We start from the raw sequence: 20,908 nt of genomic DNA on the forward strand, positions 1-20,908 counted from the left end.
AACTTGTTCAACAGGTCCCGCTCCGCCCCTAACTCGAGATCCGGGGTGACAATTCAAACAGAATAGTGTCACCATTGACTCTGGAATGATTCCCAATCGAAAGGAGACAATAACAATGGGCACCGTCAAACGTACCGCCATCAGCCTGGCAACCCTTATCATTATCGTCGTGATCGGCGTGTTTATATTTCTCTCATCCAACCTGGGCTCCCTGATTGTTGATGCCGTGGAGGGTTTCGGGTCCAAGGTGACCCAGAGCAGCGTATCACTGGACAGCGCGGAGGTGGCCATATCCGGCGAAGGTGCACTCAAGGGACTGACCGTGGGCAACCCGGCCGGTTACAAAAGCGACAATGCCTTTCAACTGGGCGCGATCAAGGTTGCCCTTGACCCGGAATCCCTGACCACCGATGTCATTCGCATCAAGAGCATCAATATCGAAGCTCCCAAGCTGAGCTATGAACCGGGTGGCGACGCCGGCTCCAATCTGCAGCAACTGGTAAAAAATGTGCAGCAGTTTGCCGATAGCGGCAAGACTGGTGATGAAAAGGCGGGAGATAATGAGAAGAAACTGATTATTGATCTGCTGACCATACAGGATGGCGAAGTCCTGGTAGTCACACCACTCTCCGATACACCCATCCGCACGCCATTGCCGAACATAGAAATGAAGGATATCGGCAAAAAGGGCGGTGGCAGTTCAGCCTCGGATGTAGTCAAACTGGTCATGCAGAAAGTCACCAGTGCCGCGTCCAGCGTTGGCAACGTCTCCCTGGACGAGCTGAAAACCAAACTTCAGTCACAGGTTGGCGACAAGCTGAAGGCGGTGCAGGAACAGAGCGGATCGATAGATGGCATCGGCGACAAGGCCGGAGAAGTCGGCGACAAACTGAAATCCATCTTTAAATGACATGACCTATCCCCTCACCCATGATCGAGATGAGGGGATAGGTCGCTCCATGAACAACCGGCATCATAACGCGCGGAACGCTTACCTATATCCTGAAACGCAGCTATTCCTCGAAGGTAAGCAAATCCACATCCGCCGCCATCTGGCGTAATGGAATCAGCGCCTGGTAAGCCGCTGAGGCGTGCCAGCCGCTCACCGCATCCAGGCTGGGAAAACGGATAACCACCGTATCGGTGTGCACGTGAGCTCCACCGAGGACTGCGACCAGCTTTCCGCGCAGGAGCAATTCAGCACCCCACGGCTCCAGGGTAGCCGGCACCCTGTCACGGTATTCCGCCCACATTTCAGAATTCTTTACCGAAATATGGCCAATCACATAAGCATTATTCACTGTAAATTCCAGAAATTCGAACCCATGAATAGGAGATCCTGTTATTGTCGTGCCAGGGCATCCGGAAGCATCGCGTCCTATTCCCTGTGACTCAGCGAGCCTACCAAATCAGTTGCTGTTATGACAGCTTGAGCGGATCACTTCACGCCCCTGTAGTGCGGCACGCCATAAGTTTCACCCAACGAATTACGGCACATAAATAACCTGCCTGGCTGGAGAATCTGCCGGTTTCCGAAAGTAGATCACCAACAGAAAGGCCGCCATGTCTCTGATCACGCAGAGGCATGGCGGCCTGAAAAGGTTTTCACGCTACATCTTGCCTGCTTCCAGCAGCATTCGCATTGCCTTGGCCAGGGTCTGCTCTGCCTGGCGGTGCTCGCCGCTGTTATGTAGTTTCATCCCTTCATCACGCAGAGCCATTACCTCGGACTTCTGCATATCGTTGAGTTGGGTATTCTCAAGTCCCGCATCTATCGCCTTGGCGTCCATGGGACAGTGGCTGGCAAGCGCCGGAGTGGACAGCGCCAGAGTTATAGCGGTTGTAAGGAATATGCGCTTGAACATGTTGAAACCTCCAATGTCTGGGTGGGGTCACTCAGACACTGAGTATAGTTCAGGGCGGTTGTGTTATACGGGTAACCCACAATTATTGAAGGGTAATAAGATCGTCTGAACCTACTGTAGCAGAGGGAAGTGGTTGCGTTGGACAAAGCCGGAGCCGACTACTGATTCTCCAGTTCACTCCAGCGATAATCAATCAGCTCTACCAGTACATTGTTCATTTTTTCAGGATGGATAAAGGCAAACTCGCAGTCCCTGAAAGGTCTCGCCTTCTCGCCTTTCCGGGTCGGTATAAATGGATAACCTTTTGGCTCCAGTTCCGTTATGGATTCCCGGGTATCAGCAACATTGAGACTGACAATCATCACCCCTTCACCATGTTTTTCTATCCACTTGGCGACGGGCCCATCGGGCGAGGTCGATTCCATGAGTTCAAAACCTACTCCGCCAAGCCAGTATCTGGCAACTCGGATCTGTTCAGGTTCATCCACATAGGGATCGTCGGGTTGTGATTTGCCCAGAATCGGCTCCCATACCTTTCTTGCCGCATCCAGATCTTTTACTGCAATACACAGATGGTCAATCTTTTTGGTCTCCATAACCTTTTTATTCCCATAGCCGTGTTAAATATGCTGACAAATATAATCTGTACGCTACCAGACATCTGGCGCAACTGCCCCCAAAAGGCTGTCCAGTTCGCTTTCGTTCACTCCGAGCATGATCAAAATCTGCTTTTGGGCGGCCTCTAAAATCCCGCGTCGCTCCTCTTCATGAGGAATACTTTTGGCAATGGCAACAGCGCCCACCAGGGATGCGAGGATGGCGCGGGCTTTTTCGGCAATGGTGTCCCGATCGGGCTCAAAGGGCAGTTTTTTCAGACGGCTCAAGGCCATAATGCGGGTTTCCAGCATCTTTTTCAGACTATGGTATGACGTTTCAAACAACTTCCTGACTTCTGCATTATCGTTGCCGATCTCGTTGAACAGGATCGTTTCAGGCCCGGGTTTGCTCTTTTCCTTCAGTTCCTGAAGATTCCAGTAATTGGTAACCAGCGCAGTTAAATGTTTGATCGACAAGGGCCCTTTAACCAGTCGTGCGGCGCGGCTGCCCTTGAGTGTTTCCAGGAACGAGGCATTATAGAGGGCTTCCTTCGATTCAAAATGGGCATAAAAAGCCCCGTGCGTCAGCTTCGCTAATTTCATGATCTGACTGATAGATACCTTCTCAAAACCGTAGCGGCAAAACAGTTCGGTGGCGGATTTAAGGATACGGTCTTTTGATTTTGCTTTGTGATCTTCTGAATAAGGCATGAAATTCCCCCATCATCGTGGGCAAAATATTATCTTGATCATATATTGGCGAGTGCTAGGGTTTCATTATTAGATTACATTGTGGAGAAACCATGAGTTCACCGATCGTCATTACAGGGATGGGCATGATCAGCCCTCTGGGTTGCGGCGTCAAGCCAGTGTGGGAACGTTTGACGACCGGCCAATCCGGCATTGGTCTGATTGATCGTTTTGATACCGAGGCATTTCCGATCAAGATCGCAGGACTGGTACCCAATATTGAACAGGACCCCGACGCCGGTTTCGATATTGAGCCGTTGATTGAGAAAAAAGAGCGCAAAAAGCTCGATCTGTTTACCATCTATGCCCTGGCGGCGGCGCAAGAAGCGCTGGAGCAGGCGCGCTGGTTTCCCGAAACCGAGGCTGAGCGGCAGGCAACCGCCACCATCATCGCAACGGGCATCGGTGGTTTCACTACCATCACCCAGGCACAACAGACCCTCGATGCACGTGGCTACAAACGCCTCTCACCGTTTACCGTGCCGGCTTTTCTGGCCAACATGGCATCGGGCAATCTGTCCATCAAATACGGCTTCAAGGGCCCCCTCGGCTGTCCGGTAACGGCCTGCGCAGCAGGGATTCAGGCTATCGGCGATGGCATGCGCATCATCCGTAATGGCGAAGCCGAGGTCGCCCTGGTAGGGGGTGCAGAGGCGTGTGTCGATCCGCTGTCACTGGCGGGATTCAACGCGCTCAAGGCGCTCTCCACCGAAAGCGAGGCACCTACCAAGGCGTCGCGCCCGTTCGACCAGGCACGCAACGGTTTTGTGATGGGCGAAGGCTCCGGCCTGATGGTGATTGAAACCCTGGAACACGCCCTGGCACGCGGAGCAAAGCCGCTGGCAATACTCAGTGGTTACGGTACCAGCGCCGATGCCTATCATATTACCTCGGGGCCGGAGGATGGCTCTGGAGCGGCTGCTGCTATTCGCGCCGCGCTAAAGATGGCCGGACTCGAACCCGGTGATATCAACTATGTGAATGCCCACGCCACCTCTACCCCGGTCGGCGATAATGCGGAGGTTGCCTCGCTGAGAAACGTGTTTGGCGATGGCTTGCCAAAGATCCCGGTCTCGTCGACCAAATCGGCTACCGGCCATCTGCTTGGCGCGGCGGGTGGCATAGAGAGTATCTTCTCGGCTCTGGCCGTAATGAACGACCTGCTGCCCCCTACCCTCAATCTGGACAATACCGACGAGGCCATGCAGGATCTGGATTTCGTGCCCAATACCGCACGCCCCCAGGCCACCCGCCATGCCCTGTGCAACGGTTTTGGCTTTGGCGGGGTCAACGCCGCGCTGATCGTCAGTAAAGCGTCATAAATTATTCATGCATGCCGGGTGCTGATAGCCTGTCCACGCTCCAACACCCAGCAGCGTGGATTATTGGTATAGCCGATGTGCGCGTAATAGGAATTGGCCGCCGGTGCTGCCAGCAGAATCAGCTTGCAGCACGGACCAAGCTGCGCTTGGGTGATGGATTGCAGTTGTCTTCCGACACCGCTTCCCTGAAATTTTTCATGAACAGCCAGGTCAGAAAGATAACAGGCAAAATAAAAATCTGTCATTGAACGTGCGATACCAATCAGTTTATCCCCGCACCAGGCTGTCACCATCAGGTTGCTGTTCCTGACCATCCCCTCCATACAATCACGATCTTCTACCGGTCTGCGCTCACCCAGCGTCGATTCACGTAGCAGCGTAATAAACTGATCGGTTGCTATCGGGGTATTGACTTTGTAGTCGATATCCATGCCGTCACCTGTAGCTGTTAATGTTTGCACCACCCTTATCCGTCATCCGGCCAACGAACGACAGCAAAGGCGGCGTCCGTTCACCAATTCGATGATTTGCAAATGTAAATGTTGCGTCAAGTACGAACTAGATTATTCGACAGTACCCTTCGCACAGATCCGTCCGGCGGGGTCAAAAACCTGATTCCGGCCATGCCGCTTGGCCTCGTAGAGATTTCGGTCAGACGCTGCAATCAATTCAGAGATATTTTGGGTGGCAGAGATACACTCCACACCAAAACTCGCTGTGACAGGATCGGTTATACCAATCACATCAAGATCAATCACTTCAATTGCTTTACGAAGTTTCTCCGCCACAATCAAAGACTGCTCCTGATTGGTCTGTGGCAACAGAACCAGAAATTCCTCCCCTCCCCAGCGACACACTAAATCCTGCTGCCTGACCTCCTTTAAAAGAAGCCGGGCGACTAATATCAGGAGTTCGTCCCCCTTGCCATGCCCATATCTGTCATTAATCTGCTTGAAGTGATCCAGGTCCATCATGATGACCGAAAACGGATGGCCATGCCGAAAAAACAGACTCTGCTCAATCTCCAGGCTTGCCTGCATGGCCCGTCGGTTCGCGAGCCCGGTGAGTGCATCAGTACGGGAAGCCAGTTCCAGCTCATGGCTGATCACTACGTACTCATTCTGGCTTTTCCTGCGCAAATATTCATAAATTGAAGCCATGATGCCTAATGCAATAAACGACGCTATAAAGCGGATTTTAAAGGCCTGGGTATATTCTGCGGAAACAAATGAAAGGTTTGGATAAAACATCAGTACGATTGCGATAATCAGAAGCGCAAAAAAAGCCATCACACCTTTTTTGAATCCCTGTAACAACATGATTATCAGAAACAGGGAATAGCTCCAGAGGGGTCCGGTATTCTCCACACCCCCGGAAGCTATCAGATATGCAAAAATAACGACAACTGGAATCGAGATCCCATAAGTGCCATAGGCGTAGTTTCGGGTACTCCGCATCAGAAGTATGGAAAATAATCCGAAAACAGAACTACCAAATAACACCGCCGCGAGAAAATAGTTCTCCTGCAAAATGGCATTGATACCAAAGAACAGAAGGAATGCCACACCCGCCAAACCAATTATATTGATGGTCTGGAAATTTCGCGTCTGGTCAATTTCCTTGATAGCAATTCCTGATCTGTTCGATGGCACCCGGAATATTCCTTTATTTCTTATTGATTATAGGGTTCACTGGTATAGCGTTTTACACAATATAACGCCCACCCTGAAATTAAAACAGAATTAATCTATGCAGTGTCTCGACAGCGAACCGGTAGAACAGTTGTGGATCATGCCCTTCGATGCATTGATCCGGCATATGATATGGGAAAGTCCGCTTTAATCAGGGGGCACAACAGCACTGTTCAACCCGGGAACAGATAATCATCTGTCTCAGGACTATCCGAACAGCAACTGCTGAACTCGAATTAAGCAACCCTCCTGGCCCGCTATATGAATCGGCGTGCAGGAATTCTCTTCCACATCGAGCATGGGACATTCACTATCTACTTGCGCCCTTCGCCCAGGTCAGCAACGATTTTGTCGTGGATTAAAGTGCCAGTCATATTACCTCGGACCCGAGGTTGGCCACGGCTCTGCTACCTTATTTGGTCGCCGCAGATTTTGTGATACCCGCCAATGCCTTTTCCACCTTCATCAGCGTCTCTTCACAGCCCGTGATGTTATGCCGTTTTTCTAAATATCTCGGGTCGTTGTAGGATACCCAGACCTTGGCTGCTTCATCCTCCCAGACCAGGGCTTTCTGGGGCAGATCAATGGCAACCGTTTGCTGGCATTTCATCAGGGGGCTGCCCACCTTGGGATTGCCAAAAATGATCAGTTCCGTTTTGCGCAGTTCTATACCGACCGCGGCCGCGCTTTCAGAATGTTTTACGCGATTGAAAATGGTCATGCCTTTATTCTTCAATACCTCCTCCAGACGATTGGCGGTCTCCTCGACACCGTAGTCACTTGGAACATTGATTACGCCGTCTGCCGCCGTTAGCGGACTGGTTATAAACAGAAGGGCCAACATTGCAAATAATGCCTTTTTCATCTCATTCTCCATTTATTCACTGAATTCAACTATTGCTAAAGTGCATCCGGCAAAGCCACTCCGCTATTCGCATATAGTTCGATAACCGACAAGCAAACTATCTGTTTAATAATGGCGTGGAGAGTGCCATACAAGTGTAGTAAAAAATTCGCTACCGCCTCTCTCCACCGATCAAGTAGGCATGTTGCAGAACACGAGAGCATGGAATCCATTGAGCCTTCGCGTACTAACATCACTACCTGGTTACGGCGGGTTGCGGCGCGTCATCACCTGTGGATGTTCAATACTTCTGTTGGAACGTCTCACCGAACCCACGAGGCTCTGCCGATCAGCAGAGAGACGCAAGCGGTACAGGAAACGAAACTCCGTACGCTCGAATACCAGCTCCAGCGCCACCTGCAGCTCACCGTCCAAAATTTCGCCAGGTCCCTGTTGCCAAACCTGGCGCGATTCGTAGTGAGTCTCATCCACCCACAACCGTCCGTTCTTTTCCCGTACCGACCAGTAGCTGCCGTTGGGCAAATACCACAAACCGGTGTATTGCTCCACCCCCACCATATTGCGCCAGTAGTACAGCCCAGACAAAGCCACTGCCAACACCATCACCAGCGACAAAACAAGCCGCCAGTGCGGCAGGCGTCTGTACAATTCGCGCCCGACGCCAAATCCCTCGAGCACAGCCGCCAGTCGCGCCATATCGTAGTCCCAGCGGCTTTCTGATAACTCCACCGCTTGCAGCCGCGCCAGTCGCCCAATGGATACCGGCAGATCATCCTCGTCCGGCATGCTGGCACCCTCCACGAGTACCGGAATCACCTTCAGCCCCGAGTCATTGAGCGCCATTTCAATCTCACGCCGGACGTGATCTTCAGGACTGTCGAGACGACGCGCGCCATCGGCCGATGTTTCGGTCAGCCAGGTATCACCGATCAGCACGATGCACACGCGGGCGGCATGGACAGCCTGTTCCAGCGCCTGTACAAAATCGACTCCGGCGGTAATCGACTCGATGTCACGAAAGGTCACTGAACGCCCAAAATGACGCGCCAGGTCATCACTGATACGACCCGCGTGACCCGAGGTATCCACGCGCCGATAGCTGAGAAAAATAACGTGCTCCATGCCATCGAGCATAGGACATCCACTATCTACTTGCCGGTGATGGGTCACTGGCAGCACACTGGCGCCGATGAATACGTTAATTTCTCAGCGATACCCCAAGGGCTGGCGCTCATCCAGGGTGGAGCGTCTTAACCGGTACGGTCTCCAGTGGTCGATCACCCCCGAGCCGCACATACCGTAGCGAAATGGTGGAATCAGTTCCGGTAACAGATAACGCAGATCGGTAAACCAGACGCAGGTCTCCCCCGCCACCCGGTCCACACGATAGAGCACAGGGTAGCGGGCAAAACGCCGAAACCCGTCAAACCTGGCCGCTTGCCACGCTGACTGCACCAGCGCCCGCTCACGGCCGGGCGCCCCGAAGTGGCTGTATCGCTCCCAGTTCAGCAGCGACGGCGACCGGTAGGCAGTCCAGAGCCTCCCCAGCCATCCCCAGGCACCATCCGGTTGCTGATCGCCTGTAGCGGCAAGACTCACCCGGGCAAGGTGATAACGCTCTCCCTCGGTGACGATGATCAACCAGTTGTAAGGTGACAACGGCTGCGCCAAGGCACGGCTGGTCGCCTGCTCCAGTTGCTGGACCCGGGCATAGGTTTCACCCATCGAGGTCGCGCGCTGCTGCAGGAACAGTTGAAGCACGAGATAAAGCGCCAGTACCAGCAAGCCGACGCGCGCCCAACGCATGGTTGTCCATCTGAGTGATGCCACTACTCCGGCCAATACTATCGCGCTGAAATAGGGATCGATGACAAAGGTTGTCCCCAATCCCGGGCGCCAATCCGAAAATGGCGCCAGGATCTGCGTACCGTATATGGTAATAAGATCACCAGCGATATGAGACAGCAGCCCGAGCAGACAAATGCCCATATAGACACGGCTATTGCTTCGATCACGCAACAATCTTGAGAATGACCAGCCGAGCGCAGCTGCCCACAGCGGAGCCAGGACCAGCGAATGGGTCGGGCCCCGATGCCAGTCCGCGATGAAACTGAGCGGATCAAGCCAGAATGCGAGATAGTCAATATCGGGAAAGAGGGCGGCGGTGGCACCCACCAGGATTGCCCGTGGGGAGCTGACGCGGCTCCACGCCGCTTTCTGGCCAGGCGCAGCACGTACCACCAGTACGCCAAACAACGAGTGGGTCAGAGGATCCATCGCCCGCAGACAAACTCAATGAATTGACCGGTCACCTTGTACTTCGGTCCGTGCTCCGTCACGGGAGGGGTCATAGTCATGCCCATGGGTCCTGATCAATCCAGTACCACAGTTGAAGATCGGGCTGGCCAGTCTCAACTGGCTATGGAGAAATCGGTGCGTTCTTTGGGAGCGCACTGATTCATCCGACATCCAGTAGAAAAAGGTCGCGAGATAGATACCGGTATGCACCGTCTCCTCCAGCGCCCGCCGAGGAAAAACGGCCTGATAGCCTGCCGCCTCGCGCATCCACTGCACAGTACGACTGACGCGCATCAGCGCGGGAATCTGCAGATGCAGATGCCCCGGTTCCAGTTTCCCGAGGATCATCTGGCGGGTCACCTGTCGATGTCTGGACAGTGCATTGAGCCAGGTCATGATCGCCCGGTGCATGCGCTGATGTCGTGCCAGCCGGGTATGTACCAGTGTCGCGGCATCCATCAACATGGCACGGTCAGCACGGTCAAACCAGGCGTCGACCAGTTCATCCTTTTCGCTGAATTCGGCCCGGATATCCTCCAGTGTGAGCGAGGCCCGACTCGCCACTTCCTGCAGCCGAACCGCTTCCCAGGACTTGTCCTCTGCCAACATGATGGCAATATCCAGGATTCGCGCTTTAACCGTTGTCCCGTCTGTCATGGTTCCGCCTCGACAGTAGTCCCAGCCCGACCTGCGCCTCGTACCCTCAACGGGTAATAACATGATTATAGCTCAGGTGTGTTCCCTCACCCTCCCCAACCAATATCATGTCGGTACTGCTTTCCCTGGTACTCAAGGATGATGCCCCGCCGCGTAATCGACTCCAGCTTCACTCCGTTGGGCATCGAGTCACCCTCCGTATACCGCTTCCTCCCACCCAGGATGAATCGTTTGGCGGGATCATCGTAGTAGACATGAACACTGACTGTCGTCATCGGCACCCCATGGTTCTGTGCCGCGGGTAGGGTACGGTAGTAAAGGTCCAGGGCACTCTGCTCGGGAACGGGTTCGCCCGGGTTCGCCTCTGTTTTTTCCTGGGCTTGGACTTCCTGCACCGGAGCCGGTTCTGTAACGGGTTGCTCCGCTCTTTTGGCCCTCTCCTCCTTCAAGATCTCGGCAACCCTGTCTACCGGCACAGTCGGTGGCAATTCAGCGACCTTTTCAGATTGCATCGGGCGGGCAATAACACGCTCATCCAGCCGTTCTGCCGGTTTTTCAGCCGCATCCTCCGACTGTTCAGGCACTGCCAATGCCCGCAGCTTTTCCGCCAGCCGACCACCCTTCGACACAACGGGATAGACCGGTTGTGGAGGCTTATTGACTGAATCCTCGGGCAACTTGACGACCGATGATGGTATCGGCTGCGATGGTAGCGCTGGCTTTTTTTGTATGGTGGGGACCGCAGGCGCCACCTTCTGAGGTTTGGCTGGCGGCTCCACGATGCGTGGTCGGGTTGCTGAAGGCGAAGGAGTCACCACGGCGGGCACATCGGTGGCAGGATGCTGAGTCACTTGCTTGGCAACGTCACTCGGCGCCTGCCGGTCCCATAGCAGAAATATCGCCCCCCCGGCTCCCAGCAGCATCAGAACTATACCCAGCCAGTACCCCCCTATAGAACGTATTTGTGGTTTGCCAACATGGGATGTCGACAGATTGGGCACCTCACCGGATTGGAGTTTTCTCTCCTGCTCAGATTTTCTTAATGCATCGAGTATGTAGGACATAGAGCTATATACTCATTTTTCTGAACGTCGCAGCCTGGGCACCGACGTATCATTAACAAGGCTGTTCAAGGAGATAAATGTCATGGGACCTGCGATTCCATCAACATCCAGTCCCTGATCACTCTGGAATGCACGCAGCTGATCATACAACCCGTTATCGAAGTAGCCGGCATCCTCCGTCGTCTCCACCCAATTTCTAACCCGAGACAAGCTTTCTCGGAGCCAGCGCACACCATTGCCGCGCATCCCCGGCTGCAAATAACTTACGCCCGAAACCGGCGGATGCCAAAGTGATAGGTAATCCCCCGTATAAACGCGAGCCAATCCATCCAGGGGCACCTTGAAAATCCGTTCCCCCACTTGCACCTGTGCAGTTGTTTCCTCTAAACCGACCAGTACAACGAAGTGTACATTGCCCCCATTTCCGGCAAGCTCGATGATTGCAGGTCTATCAATGGTGCGAAGTTTTTGCAGGCTTGCCTTGCCCTGGAGACACTCCAGCTGAGCTGCTGCCGCGCGCATGCAGGGAGAACTACCATCCAGCTGTGCGTAGGCCATACCCCATAACGCAAAAAGGTCGTTCAAGGCTCCCACCAGATTACCGACGGGGGATTCTTGTATCAATTCATCCACCGGATTCAATGCCTCGGCGGTGATCAAGGATTCGCCATCGGCAGCCAGTGGCGGTTCTTCATCTGTCTGATCCGGTTCAGGTTGGGGAGTGCTATCGACCTTATCAACCCCTGCCTGCAGTTCTGCTGAAGGTACTGCGGTTGACAGTTGCGGGAGTCCTGGCGCCAACACTTCGTCTCCAAGCGCCGGCGTCTCCGCTGCTGCTGGCGGGGAATCCACGGCGGGTGCCGGTTCGACAGTAACCGCCTCGCCTGGCTTACCCACCGCAAGTGGTGGCTGCCTTGGGGTATCGCCCGGGCCGATCTCGTCTTGGGCCACCGGGACATTCGCCACACGTGAATAAGTGAAGCCCCCGATACCGGCGACCAGAACGAGGATAAGCGAGATCAGCAATACCCGGGACGAGCCCTGCAATCGCTTACCGGTGACCTCCTCGGCCGCCTTGTCGATTATCCGCCGGTCAGTGGATATCCGGTCCTCAGCATAGGCGCCCAACAGAGCCCGGTCGCAAATGGTGTTTATCAGCCGGGGTACTCCACCAGAGTGCTGGTATACCCGACGCCGGCTAGAGAGACTGAATACAGCACGGTCCAGACCCACCACCGACAATCTGTGGGCTATGTAGGCCAGGGTCTCCTGCTCAGTCAGAGGCGGCAGGTGAAAGCGGGCGGTGACCCGCTGGGAGAGTTGGCGCAGATCGGGGCGATCAAGCATATCCCTCAGTTCGGGTTGGCCAATCAGTATGATCTGCAGTAATTTATGCTTGTTGGTCTCAAGATTGGTCAGCAACCGAACCTGTTCCAACGCATCCGGACTCAGGTTTTGCGACTCATCGATAATGAGCACCGTCCTGCGTCCCGCACCATGCGCCTCCAACAGATACCGGTTAAGTACATCATACAAAACCTTCAGGCTCTGGGAGGATTGCGGGTAATCGATCCCCAGTTCATCACAAAGGGTGGCGACCAGTTCGTAGGCGGTCAGGCGCGGATTGAGGATCAGAGCGGCATCCACATGCTCCGGCAATTGCTCCAGCAGGCAACGACATACCGTGGTCTTGCCGGCCCCAACCTCGCCGGTCAACAGTACGAATCCGCCACTCTCGCTGACACCATAGAGCAGATAACCCAGTGCCTCCTGGTGCTGCTGACTCATATAGAGAAAGCGCGGATCAGGGGTGATGGAGAACGGACTCTCTTCGATACCGAAATAAGAGGTGTACATAGCCTTCAGTTCTGGTCGTTCGCGACTCTTGTTCCAGTTGGAAACATATGTATGGACTATTGCCGCATTGTAAGCACGGGAGGAGGAGTGACGCAATGTAAGTGATTTCCAGGGGTCGCGGCCCGTGCCCCGGCATGAACGGTGTTATGAGTCAAACAATCAGTTCGTACAGTTGCCTGCGAGGAAACTGTAAAAAACACGATTTTACAATCAAAAATAAGCTTCCCATCACCAACGCCGTGCGTGCGCTACGCCAAGCCATGGCAGAATTCGCCCTCCCACCGCTTCCGTCAAGTTGAACCGGATGACGCTGCTGTTTCAGCTGCAATTCAGGTCAGACGCGCAAGAAAGGTAATTAAACCGATCCCAAATATGCTTATACGAGATTGCCTCCCCAGACCTCGGACAGCTCTATGTCATAGCCATTCGGATCTTCAATATAGATAGACCTGGATTGTGGCCATTGGATGGGACCATCATATTTGATGCCGATGCCTAACTCCCTACACCTCTCCTCAAAATCATTAAAGTTTTGAATATTGAATGAAACGTGTGCAAACCCACCTTTCTCATATTTCTGCATACCCGGCCTCTCATATAAGGCTAAAAGCGCACTTTTAACGCCAATAATTTTTCCATTCTGCTCCGGGATCTCTTCCAGCACCTCAAATCCAAGCAACTCATTCCAGAATTTACAGCTCTCTTCCAGGTCAATTACATCAAGATTTAAATGATCTATTCCCGTGGTTATCAGATTCATGCCTGATCTCCTGATTTCACATAGCTCTCTAAATATATAAGAGAAAATATGGGGTGCAGGGTTCAGCACCGAAAAAATAACGTGTTTCATACTGTCCCATAGTCATGCGCAGTCAGATCATAAACTCAGGAGCCACTCGCTACTTGCGGGTTAGGCTATACTTACCGGGGCGACACGGACGGCACCATGGGTTCAGCAGTATTATGGGGCATTATTAGCCACGAAATCGGCCAGGATGACGACAGATATTTACTGGATAAAATATTGGCCTCGGCCAATGTTGCAGTAACCCATTTCGCAGTAACCACGCCCAGGGGTGCGCATGTCTTGAAATCAGATTCCATTAGCGAAAACACCATTACCGAGGAACAGCGTAATGAAACTTACAAAACGTGGCGCCACCATCGGTCTCTCCTTAGCCACGGGTGCACTACTAGTTGCACTCACCGGCTGTGACCAGAATGACGGACCGGCAGAACAGGCGGGCGAAAAAATCGACAACGCGGCCGAACAGGCCGGCGAGCAGATGGAAAAGGCCGGTGAAGCCATCAAGGATGCAGCAAAGAGCGAATGAAATAACCGGCATACCGGAATCCATCGAATGATGTAAGCCTGTATACAAACTGCCGGTTATCATCCGAATTAACGCGGGATACCTGATGTACCCGGGCGATTTACGGAGTGGAGACATCCACGCCGGCGGTCACTATGTGGCTGATAAAACCGGGTTGAAACGGATGCGACCGGCATGGGCGCAAACCATTTTAATCCACCTTTGCAACCGGGGCATCCAGGTCAACACCCCACCGTTTCCAGCGACCATTCACCGGTGTCCACGCCTTTTCCTGCTGCCACCTGTAACAGCTCCTGCAACCAGGCATCGGGACCGGCGATATAGATCTCGGTTCGCGCATTCTCTTCCATCGCCTGGACAATCTGCCCGACCAATTCATCGGCCGCAATGGTTGCCTCGGTGCTGCGGTACTGGAAGTTATCCAGGGCATCATCCCAGGATCGACAAAGCCGTTCCAGGGAGGAGCCGGCCGGGCTTCCACCCACCAGGATCAGGGAGATATCTTCCGCTTCATCGATGGTAATGGCCTGTTCCACCAGGCTCTTGACCGGCGCCAGACCACCGCCCCTGGCGACAAACAACACCGGGCGTTTGGAATCTTCATGCAACAGAAACTGACCTTCCGGACCTTCCAGCACCAGCGTCTGCTTTACAAGGTCGCAGTTGAATACCGTCTCTTCCAGTGCAGAACCGATACCGGCAAAGAGCAGAAACAGCAGATTGCGGCCATCACAGGGGCAGCTGGCAATATAAAGTGTATCGCTCACACCCGCCTCGGTGGTCACCTGCACGCGCTGGCCCGCCTTGAAGCGAAGCGACCGGGTGCGCGGCGTCTGCACATGCAGCACCGCCAGTTCAGGGCTCTCCCGCTCCACCTTGCGCACGACGGCACGAATCATCTGATGCGGCAATTCATCGCTGACTGACGCCTCATTGGCCTCAATCACCAGATCGGATATAGCCGTATTGGAACAGGCCAGGACATAGCCTTCCTCCTGCTCTTTGGCACTCAGCACATAGTCGTGTTGACGCAGCTTGCGCACGGCACCGGAGACCACCTTGCACTTGCAAGCGCCACAATTGCCACTGGTGCAACCGTAGTCGAGATATAGACCGGCCTTGAGGCCGGCCTCCAGGATCGAGTCATTGCCCTCGATAAAATATTCATGCCCACTTGGTTGCAGGCGTACACTGGCGGTGACAATCTTCAGCAGTGCATCCTTGGCAAACAGCCGCGCCTTGGCGTCTCCTGCCCGATCCAGCCGACCCATCGCACCATCCAGTTTGCCAATGCATAGTTTGATGGCCGCGCGCAGGGCGGTCTCGGGCTTTTCCAGTGCACTCCGCAGATCGGAAACCACTTCATCCAGTAGCGCCTCTGAGGTGTTTAGCGCTGACTTGGTCTGTACCAGGGTGTGCTGAAATTCATGCAGGCGCTGCATCAATACCTGAGGATCAGGCATCCAGCCGTCACTGTAATGGGATTTCGGGCGTGCCTCGCTCTTGATGCGCTGGACCCGCTCAAGCACCGGGTCATCATCCAGATTGACATGGGGATAGAGAATCAACAGATCCTCTACGGCGATCTCACCTTCAAAGGTCTTGACCCGCTCTTTTCTGATTTTTTTCTGCAACTCGCCGCGCGTGACATCCGCGAGACGCGCGGCCCGGGACAGTGATAACAGTTGTGGCATACGGCTTCCCTCCTGATTCACTCTGACAGGCAATATAGCAGTTCCCACTTGAATAGTAAGCGTAAACAGCGGCGGGACAAGAGACAGCTGAAGCCGTTGCCCGTATCATGTCAGCAGCTACACTGTAGTCAAACAGAATAAACAACAACGGTTTCAGGCTATGAATGAGACAAATGAACAACCCGGCACCCAACTGGCTATCATGGCGGAGGCGCTGTTCCTTTCCAACCTGCTGCTCCTGCCCGGCGTCTGTTTTCTCTGGCTTGCCTATCTCTATTTCAAGCATCGCCACAGCGCTCCGCCCCTGGCTCGTTGTCATCTGGAACAGACCTTCATTGCCAGCATTATCGGCGGTATTCTGCTGGTGATTGCCAACCTGGCGATCCTCTGGCTCGGGGGTTATAAAAGTGCCAACACCTGGATGGTGCTGATTCTCTATTTCACCACCGTCCACTCCACCCTGGTACTACTCGGCATTGTCGGATTGGCCAAGGCGATGGCCGGGAACGAATTCCGCTTCCCCCTGATAGGCCGACTCAGTTTCAACTGATTCACCGGTCGATTGGCGGGCATGCCCTATAGGCATCCCGATGGACCTCTCCGCCCCTAGGGCGTCCTGTGAACGCCGCATCACCGCTCATCTCCCCGGAATGTATGAATTCGAACATCCGGAAAACGGCCGGCTTTTTTATTTGACTCAGTCAACTATTTGGCTGCATATTAGCTGCACAGGCCCAGGGAGAACGGACGATGACCGGCAACCAGACAGCAGACAGGATCGATCAGATCCGCGCATTCAACCGCTTTTATACCCGCCACATCGGTATCCTCGACGAGGGTTTTCTCGGCCAACAGTACAGCCTGCCCGAGATCCGCGTGCTGTTCGAGGTGGCCGGGGACAGCAGTACTACCGCCACATCACTGGCCGATTATCTGCGCATGGACCCAGGCTACGTGAGCCGGATACTCGCCAAACTGCTGGATCAGGGTCTGCTGCAGCGTACCCCTGATCCAGAGGATCGGCGGCGCAAGCAGCTTACCCTGACACCTTCTGGAAAGACCCGGTTGGGGTCGCTGGATAGCCTGGCACGGGAAAATCTGCAACAACTGCTCAAGCCGTTGCCCCCGGACCAGCAGGACGAGCTGATATCGGCCATGCAACGAATCCGTCAACTGCTGGAATCCGACAAGCAGCGCGCAGTGCTGATACGCCCCCTGAAGCTGGGTGATCTCGGCACCATTATCAACCGGCACGCCGTGCTCTACGCCGATGAATACGGCTGGGATCAGAGTTTCGAGCGTACGGTACTGGAGGTGCTCTCGGCATTCGCCAGCCATTATGACAAACAGCGCGAGCAGGGCTGGGTGGCAGAGGTGGGCGGACAGTTCGCCGGCAGTATCTTTGCCGTCAAGGAGGATGACACCACCGCCCGGCTGCGCGCGTTGCTGGTAGAGCCCCGTTTTCGCGGAATGCTGATCGGCAGACAACTCATTGAACAGTGTGTCGATTTTTGCCGCCAGTCCGGTTACCGGAAGATCACCCTCTGGACCTGCTCAGACCTGACGCAGGCGAGAAAACTCTATGGCAAGACGGGCTTCAGCTGTACCCGGGCCTGGCAGGAAAAACTGTTCGGCACCGAGCTCACCAGTGAGTGCTGGGACATGGATCTGTAATGGGTAGGGGTGAACCCGCTAACCCCAACGGGGGATTCATCTCCATGCACCGTGATGTTGGGATTCGTCCCTCATCCCAACCCACGAACTGCGCACCGCTCCCCCCGGAGCCATGGCGTCAACCCGGCCGCATCCCGGTACGCCGGCCCTGTGCCTCAATGAACTGCTGCAGGGTGGCGCTGCGGGCATCCGGTGCCAGCATGATCTCGATCAGCTGAAACCGTCCCCGGGTGGCAACCGCTTGCTCCAGTGCGGCCTGCAGTTCGGCCCGATTGTTGACCCGCACTCCATCGCCCCCCAGCGGGCCGCACATGTCGGCAAAGTGCCAGTCATCCAGCTGGTTGAAGCGGCTCTCCGGCTGAAAAGTAGCCAGCATGCCCCAACAGCTGTTGTTGAACAGCAGCACAATAGGATCCCAGCCATAGCGCCGGCAGTTGCCCAGTTCCCAACCGGTCATCTGGAACGCCCCGTCACCCACCAGGATAATAGGGCGCTGTCCGGTGGCCGCCTGCAGACCCAATCCCGCCGGCACGCCAAATCCCATGGTGGCGTAATAGCCGGGCGCCACCAGCTGGGTATTGTCCATATCCATGGCGGTAAACAGGCAGTCCCCGATGTCCGAGGCGATCGGCATCGGACCATGCCGGTCGAACAGGTCATTGACCGCCCGGGCAATATCGGTGGGTACGACAGGTGATGCATCCGCCTCCAAGCCGCGGGGATAGTCCGGCTTGACCGGCGTGGCATGGTTGGCATTGGATTCGGTCTGGCACAACAGTTCATCCACCAGTTCGGACAGGGAGAGTCCCCGGTAGCCGTGATAACCCACCTGTACCTCGCGGTCCGAGGCGTTCACGGTATGGCGAATATCCAGCCGCTTGGCCGAGACGCCGAAATTAGTGTCACAGACAATCACCCCCAACATCAACAACTGGTCCGACTCCTCCACCGCCTCGCAGACTGCCGCGTCGCCAGCCATGCCAATATAGGAGCCGATCAGTGGGCAGTCGGATTTGGAGAACAGGCCACGGCCCATGAACGAAGTGGCCACCGGCAGGTTCAGCCGTCGCGACAGCTCAGCCACCTTTTGCTCCAGTCCGTAGCGGCGCACCTCGACACCGGCCAGGATCACCGGCCGCTCGGCCGCCGTGATCCGGGTCAGGATATCTTCCGCACAGGCGGCCAGCGCCTGGGGATCAGCCACGGAAGGTTCCAGCAGCGGAACGGCATCACAGGCGGCATTGACCAGATCACGGGGAAACTCGATATAGACCGGGCGTGACTGCTCGAGGCAGTTGCGCAACACCCGGGCGATCTTTTCCGGTGCGTTGCGCGGATCATCCAGCACCACCTGGTCACAGGTAAACTCCTTGAATACCTCGAACTGGGAGCCGAGGGTTTTCACCTGATGATGCAGCAACAGATCACCCTGCTTCTCGGCGATACCGGGTGCGCCGGAGATCACCACCAGCGGCGACTTCTCCGCATAGGCGCAGGCCACGCTGTTGACCATGTTAAAGGCACCGGCCCCATAAGTGACCACCGCCACCCCCAGGGAACCGCGACAGCGCCCCGCTGCATCAGCGGCAAAGCCGACCCCCGGCTCATGGCTCAGGGTAAAGAAGGGCAGGATGCCCGACTGCTCAATCACCTTGAAAAAAGGCAGGGCAAAGTCCCCGGGGATGCCGAATATCTCTTCCGCCCCATGCCGTTTCAAACCGTCCAGCAGTGCCTCGGCCAGTGTCATGATCATCTCTCCAGGTCAGGGTAAAAACTGGGCGCCAGCATAGCGGAAACCACATGACGTTATCGCGTGTATGCTGAAGAGTTTTTAAGCAAATACGCTTGTTTATTGCATATTTTTGTTTAATATGAATGTTTCAAGCATTATTCTTCCAGAATACACGGCTTTACATGCCACAGGGGTAGGCCATGACCATCAAACTGGACAAGTACGACAAGCTGATCCTGCATCATCTGCAGCAGGATGCCCGTCTCAGCCACGTGGCCCTGTCGGAACGGATCAACCTCTCCCCCTCCCAATGTGCCAGGCGACTGCAGCAACTGGAAAAAGCCGGCATCATCACCGGTTATTCGGCAGTAATCGACCCACAGGCTCTGGGACTGGATGTGGTGGCACTGATTAACATCACCCTGGAAAAGCATCAGGAAAATATCGCCGGGGCATTTGAAAAAGCGGTACAAGCACGGCCGGAAATCCTCGAGTGCCTGCTGATAACAGGTGATGGCGATTATGAGATGCGGGTGATTGCGAGGAATCTACAGGGTTTTTCGCGCTTTATTTCCGAGCATCTGATGAAGATGCCCGGTGTCTCTTCCATCAAGTCAAATATCCAGCTGTCGCAGATCAAGGCCCGCAGTTCTCTGCCCCTGCTGGAGCTGGAGAATTAATCTGTGGAAAGCACAACACCCGCCGTGACGGGTGTTGTTGCATTGGGTTTCATCTATAGCCGGGATGCTTCACTTCTTGCTTTTTTTCGACCCTTTTTTCTTCTTCTGTTTTTTCTTTTTATCAAGTTTGTTTTTGGCCTTCTTTTTCTCCTTACGCTTCTTGGCCTTGGCTTTGGCCTTAGCTTTAGCCTTGGCTTTCGCCTTCTGCTTCAGCTCTTCGGCTTTTTTTTCACTCTTCTTCTCACTCTTCTTTTTCCCCATGGGGCTTACTCCTTGCGTAAAATTCAGAATACAAATATGACACTTGCCATTGTCAGAATATGCACAGCGGCCGCACCTGGTTTATCCACCCTACACCACCATGCTATCTATCACGGCGTTGTGGGGCAAATCATCACTCACCCTTGATCACCATGACAGAGCATTTGGCGTGTTCCACCACCTTGGCGGCACAGGAGCCAAGAAAGACCTGTGACAAGCCCTTGGTGTGGGATGGGATGACAATTAGATCCGCTTCGATCTTTTTCGCCTGTTTGAGGATCTGCTCCGGCGGATTGCCTTCGGTAATCACCGGATGGGTGACGATGTCATCGGGCAGATTGTCACGGATGTAGCGTTTTATCACCTTGGCCACCTCTTTCATTGCTTCCTTCATCGCCTGGTCGGGAAAGAAGGAGGCGACCAGCGGCATACCAAACCCCGGCAGCACCGTCATCACATAGATCTCGGCCTGATGTTTGCGCGCTTCATCAGTGGCAATCTTCAACGCCTTGACTGCCAGCTCCGTCTCCTGGAGATCAATCGGTAGCAATATTTTTTTGAACATAAC

23 protein-coding genes are annotated in these 20,908 nt (G+C 54.6%); 6 read left to right on the forward strand and 17 right to left on the reverse strand.

The genetic code is table 11. The features are described from left to right. Positions 1-115: 115 nt before the first annotated feature. Positions 116-910, forward strand: coding sequence for an AsmA family protein (locus ACHZBF_RS10920; protein WP_321528416.1), 795 nt, complete (start codon positions 116-118; stop codon positions 908-910). A gap of 103 nt (positions 911-1,013) precedes the next feature. Here the strand turns inward: ACHZBF_RS10920 and ACHZBF_RS10925 are convergent, their stop codons facing one another. The 4 genes from ACHZBF_RS10925 to ACHZBF_RS10940 all read right to left on the reverse strand — a co-directional run bounded on the left by ACHZBF_RS10925 (position 1,014) and on the right by ACHZBF_RS10940 (position 3,172). After that, the gene (locus ACHZBF_RS10925; protein WP_321528417.1) at positions 1,014-1,301 is read right to left on the reverse strand and encodes a DUF1330 domain-containing protein; all 288 of its coding nucleotides are present in this window, start codon (positions 1,299-1,301) and stop codon (positions 1,014-1,016) included. A gap of 309 nt (positions 1,302-1,610) precedes the next feature. Beyond that, positions 1,611-1,865: a hypothetical protein gene (locus ACHZBF_RS10930; protein ID WP_273437281.1), complete on the reverse strand. Its 255-nt coding sequence runs from the start codon at positions 1,863-1,865 to the stop codon at positions 1,611-1,613. A gap of 158 nt (positions 1,866-2,023) precedes the next feature. After that, a complete protein-coding gene (locus ACHZBF_RS10935; protein WP_037374755.1) occupies positions 2,024-2,461 on the reverse strand; it encodes a VOC family protein in 438 nt (145 codons plus the stop codon). A gap of 54 nt (positions 2,462-2,515) precedes the next feature. After that, a complete protein-coding gene (locus ACHZBF_RS10940; RefSeq protein WP_273437279.1) occupies positions 2,516-3,172 on the reverse strand; it encodes a TetR/AcrR family transcriptional regulator in 657 nt (218 codons plus the stop codon). Positions 3,173-3,264: 92 nt separating this feature from the next. Between ACHZBF_RS10940 and fabF the strand changes: the two genes are divergently transcribed. Next, on the forward strand, positions 3,265-4,533 hold the full coding sequence (gene fabF, locus ACHZBF_RS10945) for a beta-ketoacyl-ACP synthase II (RefSeq protein ID WP_321528418.1): 1,269 nt from the start codon (positions 3,265-3,267) through the stop codon (positions 4,531-4,533). A gap of 5 nt (positions 4,534-4,538) precedes the next feature. Here the strand turns inward: fabF and ACHZBF_RS10950 are convergent, their stop codons facing one another. The 9 genes from ACHZBF_RS10950 to ACHZBF_RS10990 all read right to left on the reverse strand — a co-directional run bounded on the left by ACHZBF_RS10950 (position 4,539) and on the right by ACHZBF_RS10990 (position 13,725). Continuing rightward, positions 4,539-4,994: a GNAT family N-acetyltransferase gene (locus ACHZBF_RS10950; RefSeq protein ID WP_335342968.1), complete on the reverse strand. Its 456-nt coding sequence runs from the start codon at positions 4,992-4,994 to the stop codon at positions 4,539-4,541. Between the two features lie 102 nt (positions 4,995-5,096). Further along, a complete protein-coding gene (locus ACHZBF_RS10955; RefSeq protein ID WP_321528419.1) occupies positions 5,097-6,185 on the reverse strand; it encodes a GGDEF domain-containing protein in 1,089 nt (362 codons plus the stop codon). A 451-nt stretch (positions 6,186-6,636) separates the two neighbouring features. Then, on the reverse strand, positions 6,637-7,089 hold the full coding sequence (locus tag ACHZBF_RS10960; protein ID WP_321528420.1) for a DUF302 domain-containing protein: 453 nt from the start codon (positions 7,087-7,089) through the stop codon (positions 6,637-6,639). Positions 7,090-7,332: 243 nt separating this feature from the next. Further along, positions 7,333-8,223 (reverse strand): toll/interleukin-1 receptor domain-containing protein, encoded by an 891-nt coding sequence (locus ACHZBF_RS10965; protein ID WP_273437274.1) that lies wholly within the window; start codon positions 8,221-8,223, stop codon positions 7,333-7,335. 72 nt (positions 8,224-8,295) lie between these two features. Further along, positions 8,296-9,366, reverse strand: coding sequence for a metal-dependent hydrolase (locus ACHZBF_RS10970; RefSeq protein ID WP_273437273.1), 1,071 nt, complete (start codon positions 9,364-9,366; stop codon positions 8,296-8,298). A 15-nt stretch (positions 9,367-9,381) separates the two neighbouring features. Further along, a complete protein-coding gene (locus tag ACHZBF_RS10975; RefSeq protein ID WP_321528421.1) occupies positions 9,382-10,044 on the reverse strand; it encodes a TetR/AcrR family transcriptional regulator in 663 nt (220 codons plus the stop codon). 86 nt (positions 10,045-10,130) lie between these two features. Continuing rightward, on the reverse strand, positions 10,131-11,108 hold the full coding sequence (locus tag ACHZBF_RS10980) for a general secretion pathway protein GspB (protein ID WP_321528422.1): 978 nt from the start codon (positions 11,106-11,108) through the stop codon (positions 10,131-10,133). A gap of 12 nt (positions 11,109-11,120) precedes the next feature. After that, positions 11,121-12,965, reverse strand: coding sequence for an AAA family ATPase (locus ACHZBF_RS10985; protein ID WP_321528423.1), 1,845 nt, complete (start codon positions 12,963-12,965; stop codon positions 11,121-11,123). Positions 12,966-13,341: 376 nt separating this feature from the next. Further along, positions 13,342-13,725, reverse strand: coding sequence for a VOC family protein (locus tag ACHZBF_RS10990; protein WP_321528424.1), 384 nt, complete (start codon positions 13,723-13,725; stop codon positions 13,342-13,344). Between the two features lie 376 nt (positions 13,726-14,101). On the opposite strand from ACHZBF_RS10990, the gene ACHZBF_RS10995 reads away from it, so the two are divergent. Beyond that, positions 14,102-14,299 carry a hypothetical protein gene (locus ACHZBF_RS10995; protein WP_273437268.1) on the forward strand — a complete coding sequence of 66 codons (198 nt, stop codon included), beginning with the start codon at positions 14,102-14,104 and terminating at the stop codon, positions 14,297-14,299. 221 nt (positions 14,300-14,520) lie between these two features. Here ACHZBF_RS10995 and ACHZBF_RS11000 read toward each other — a convergent pair whose 3' ends face one another. Beyond that, a complete protein-coding gene (locus tag ACHZBF_RS11000) occupies positions 14,521-15,993 on the reverse strand; it encodes a 2Fe-2S iron-sulfur cluster-binding protein (RefSeq protein ID WP_321528425.1) in 1,473 nt (490 codons plus the stop codon). Between the two features lie 160 nt (positions 15,994-16,153). On the opposite strand from ACHZBF_RS11000, the gene ACHZBF_RS11005 reads away from it, so the two are divergent. Further along, positions 16,154-16,543, forward strand: a complete 390-nt coding sequence (locus ACHZBF_RS11005) for a hypothetical protein (RefSeq protein ID WP_029132600.1) — start codon at positions 16,154-16,156, stop codon at positions 16,541-16,543. A gap of 200 nt (positions 16,544-16,743) precedes the next feature. Next, positions 16,744-17,667: a bifunctional helix-turn-helix transcriptional regulator/GNAT family N-acetyltransferase gene (locus ACHZBF_RS11010; RefSeq protein ID WP_321528426.1), complete on the forward strand. Its 924-nt coding sequence runs from the start codon at positions 16,744-16,746 to the stop codon at positions 17,665-17,667. A gap of 118 nt (positions 17,668-17,785) precedes the next feature. Here ACHZBF_RS11010 and ipdC read toward each other — a convergent pair whose 3' ends face one another. Beyond that, positions 17,786-19,414: an indolepyruvate/phenylpyruvate decarboxylase gene (gene ipdC, locus ACHZBF_RS11015; protein ID WP_029132598.1), complete on the reverse strand. Its 1,629-nt coding sequence runs from the start codon at positions 19,412-19,414 to the stop codon at positions 17,786-17,788. 185 nt (positions 19,415-19,599) lie between these two features. Between ipdC and ACHZBF_RS11020 the strand changes: the two genes are divergently transcribed. Further along, on the forward strand, positions 19,600-20,079 hold the full coding sequence (locus ACHZBF_RS11020) for an Lrp/AsnC family transcriptional regulator (protein ID WP_029132597.1): 480 nt from the start codon (positions 19,600-19,602) through the stop codon (positions 20,077-20,079). Between the two features lie 69 nt (positions 20,080-20,148). Here ACHZBF_RS11020 and ACHZBF_RS11025 read toward each other — a convergent pair whose 3' ends face one another. Together ACHZBF_RS11025 and ACHZBF_RS11030 are read right to left on the reverse strand one after the other, a co-directional pair. Next, positions 20,149-20,340 (reverse strand): hypothetical protein, encoded by a 192-nt coding sequence (locus tag ACHZBF_RS11025; protein ID WP_029132596.1) that lies wholly within the window; start codon positions 20,338-20,340, stop codon positions 20,149-20,151. Between the two features lie 133 nt (positions 20,341-20,473). Next, positions 20,474-20,905 (reverse strand): universal stress protein, encoded by a 432-nt coding sequence (locus tag ACHZBF_RS11030; protein WP_029132595.1) that lies wholly within the window; start codon positions 20,903-20,905, stop codon positions 20,474-20,476. Between the last annotated feature and the right edge of the window lie 3 nt (positions 20,906-20,908).

The organism is Sedimenticola selenatireducens, assembly GCF_963675335.2.
GTDB lineage: Bacteria > Pseudomonadota > Gammaproteobacteria > Chromatiales > Chromatiaceae > Sedimenticola > Sedimenticola selenatireducens.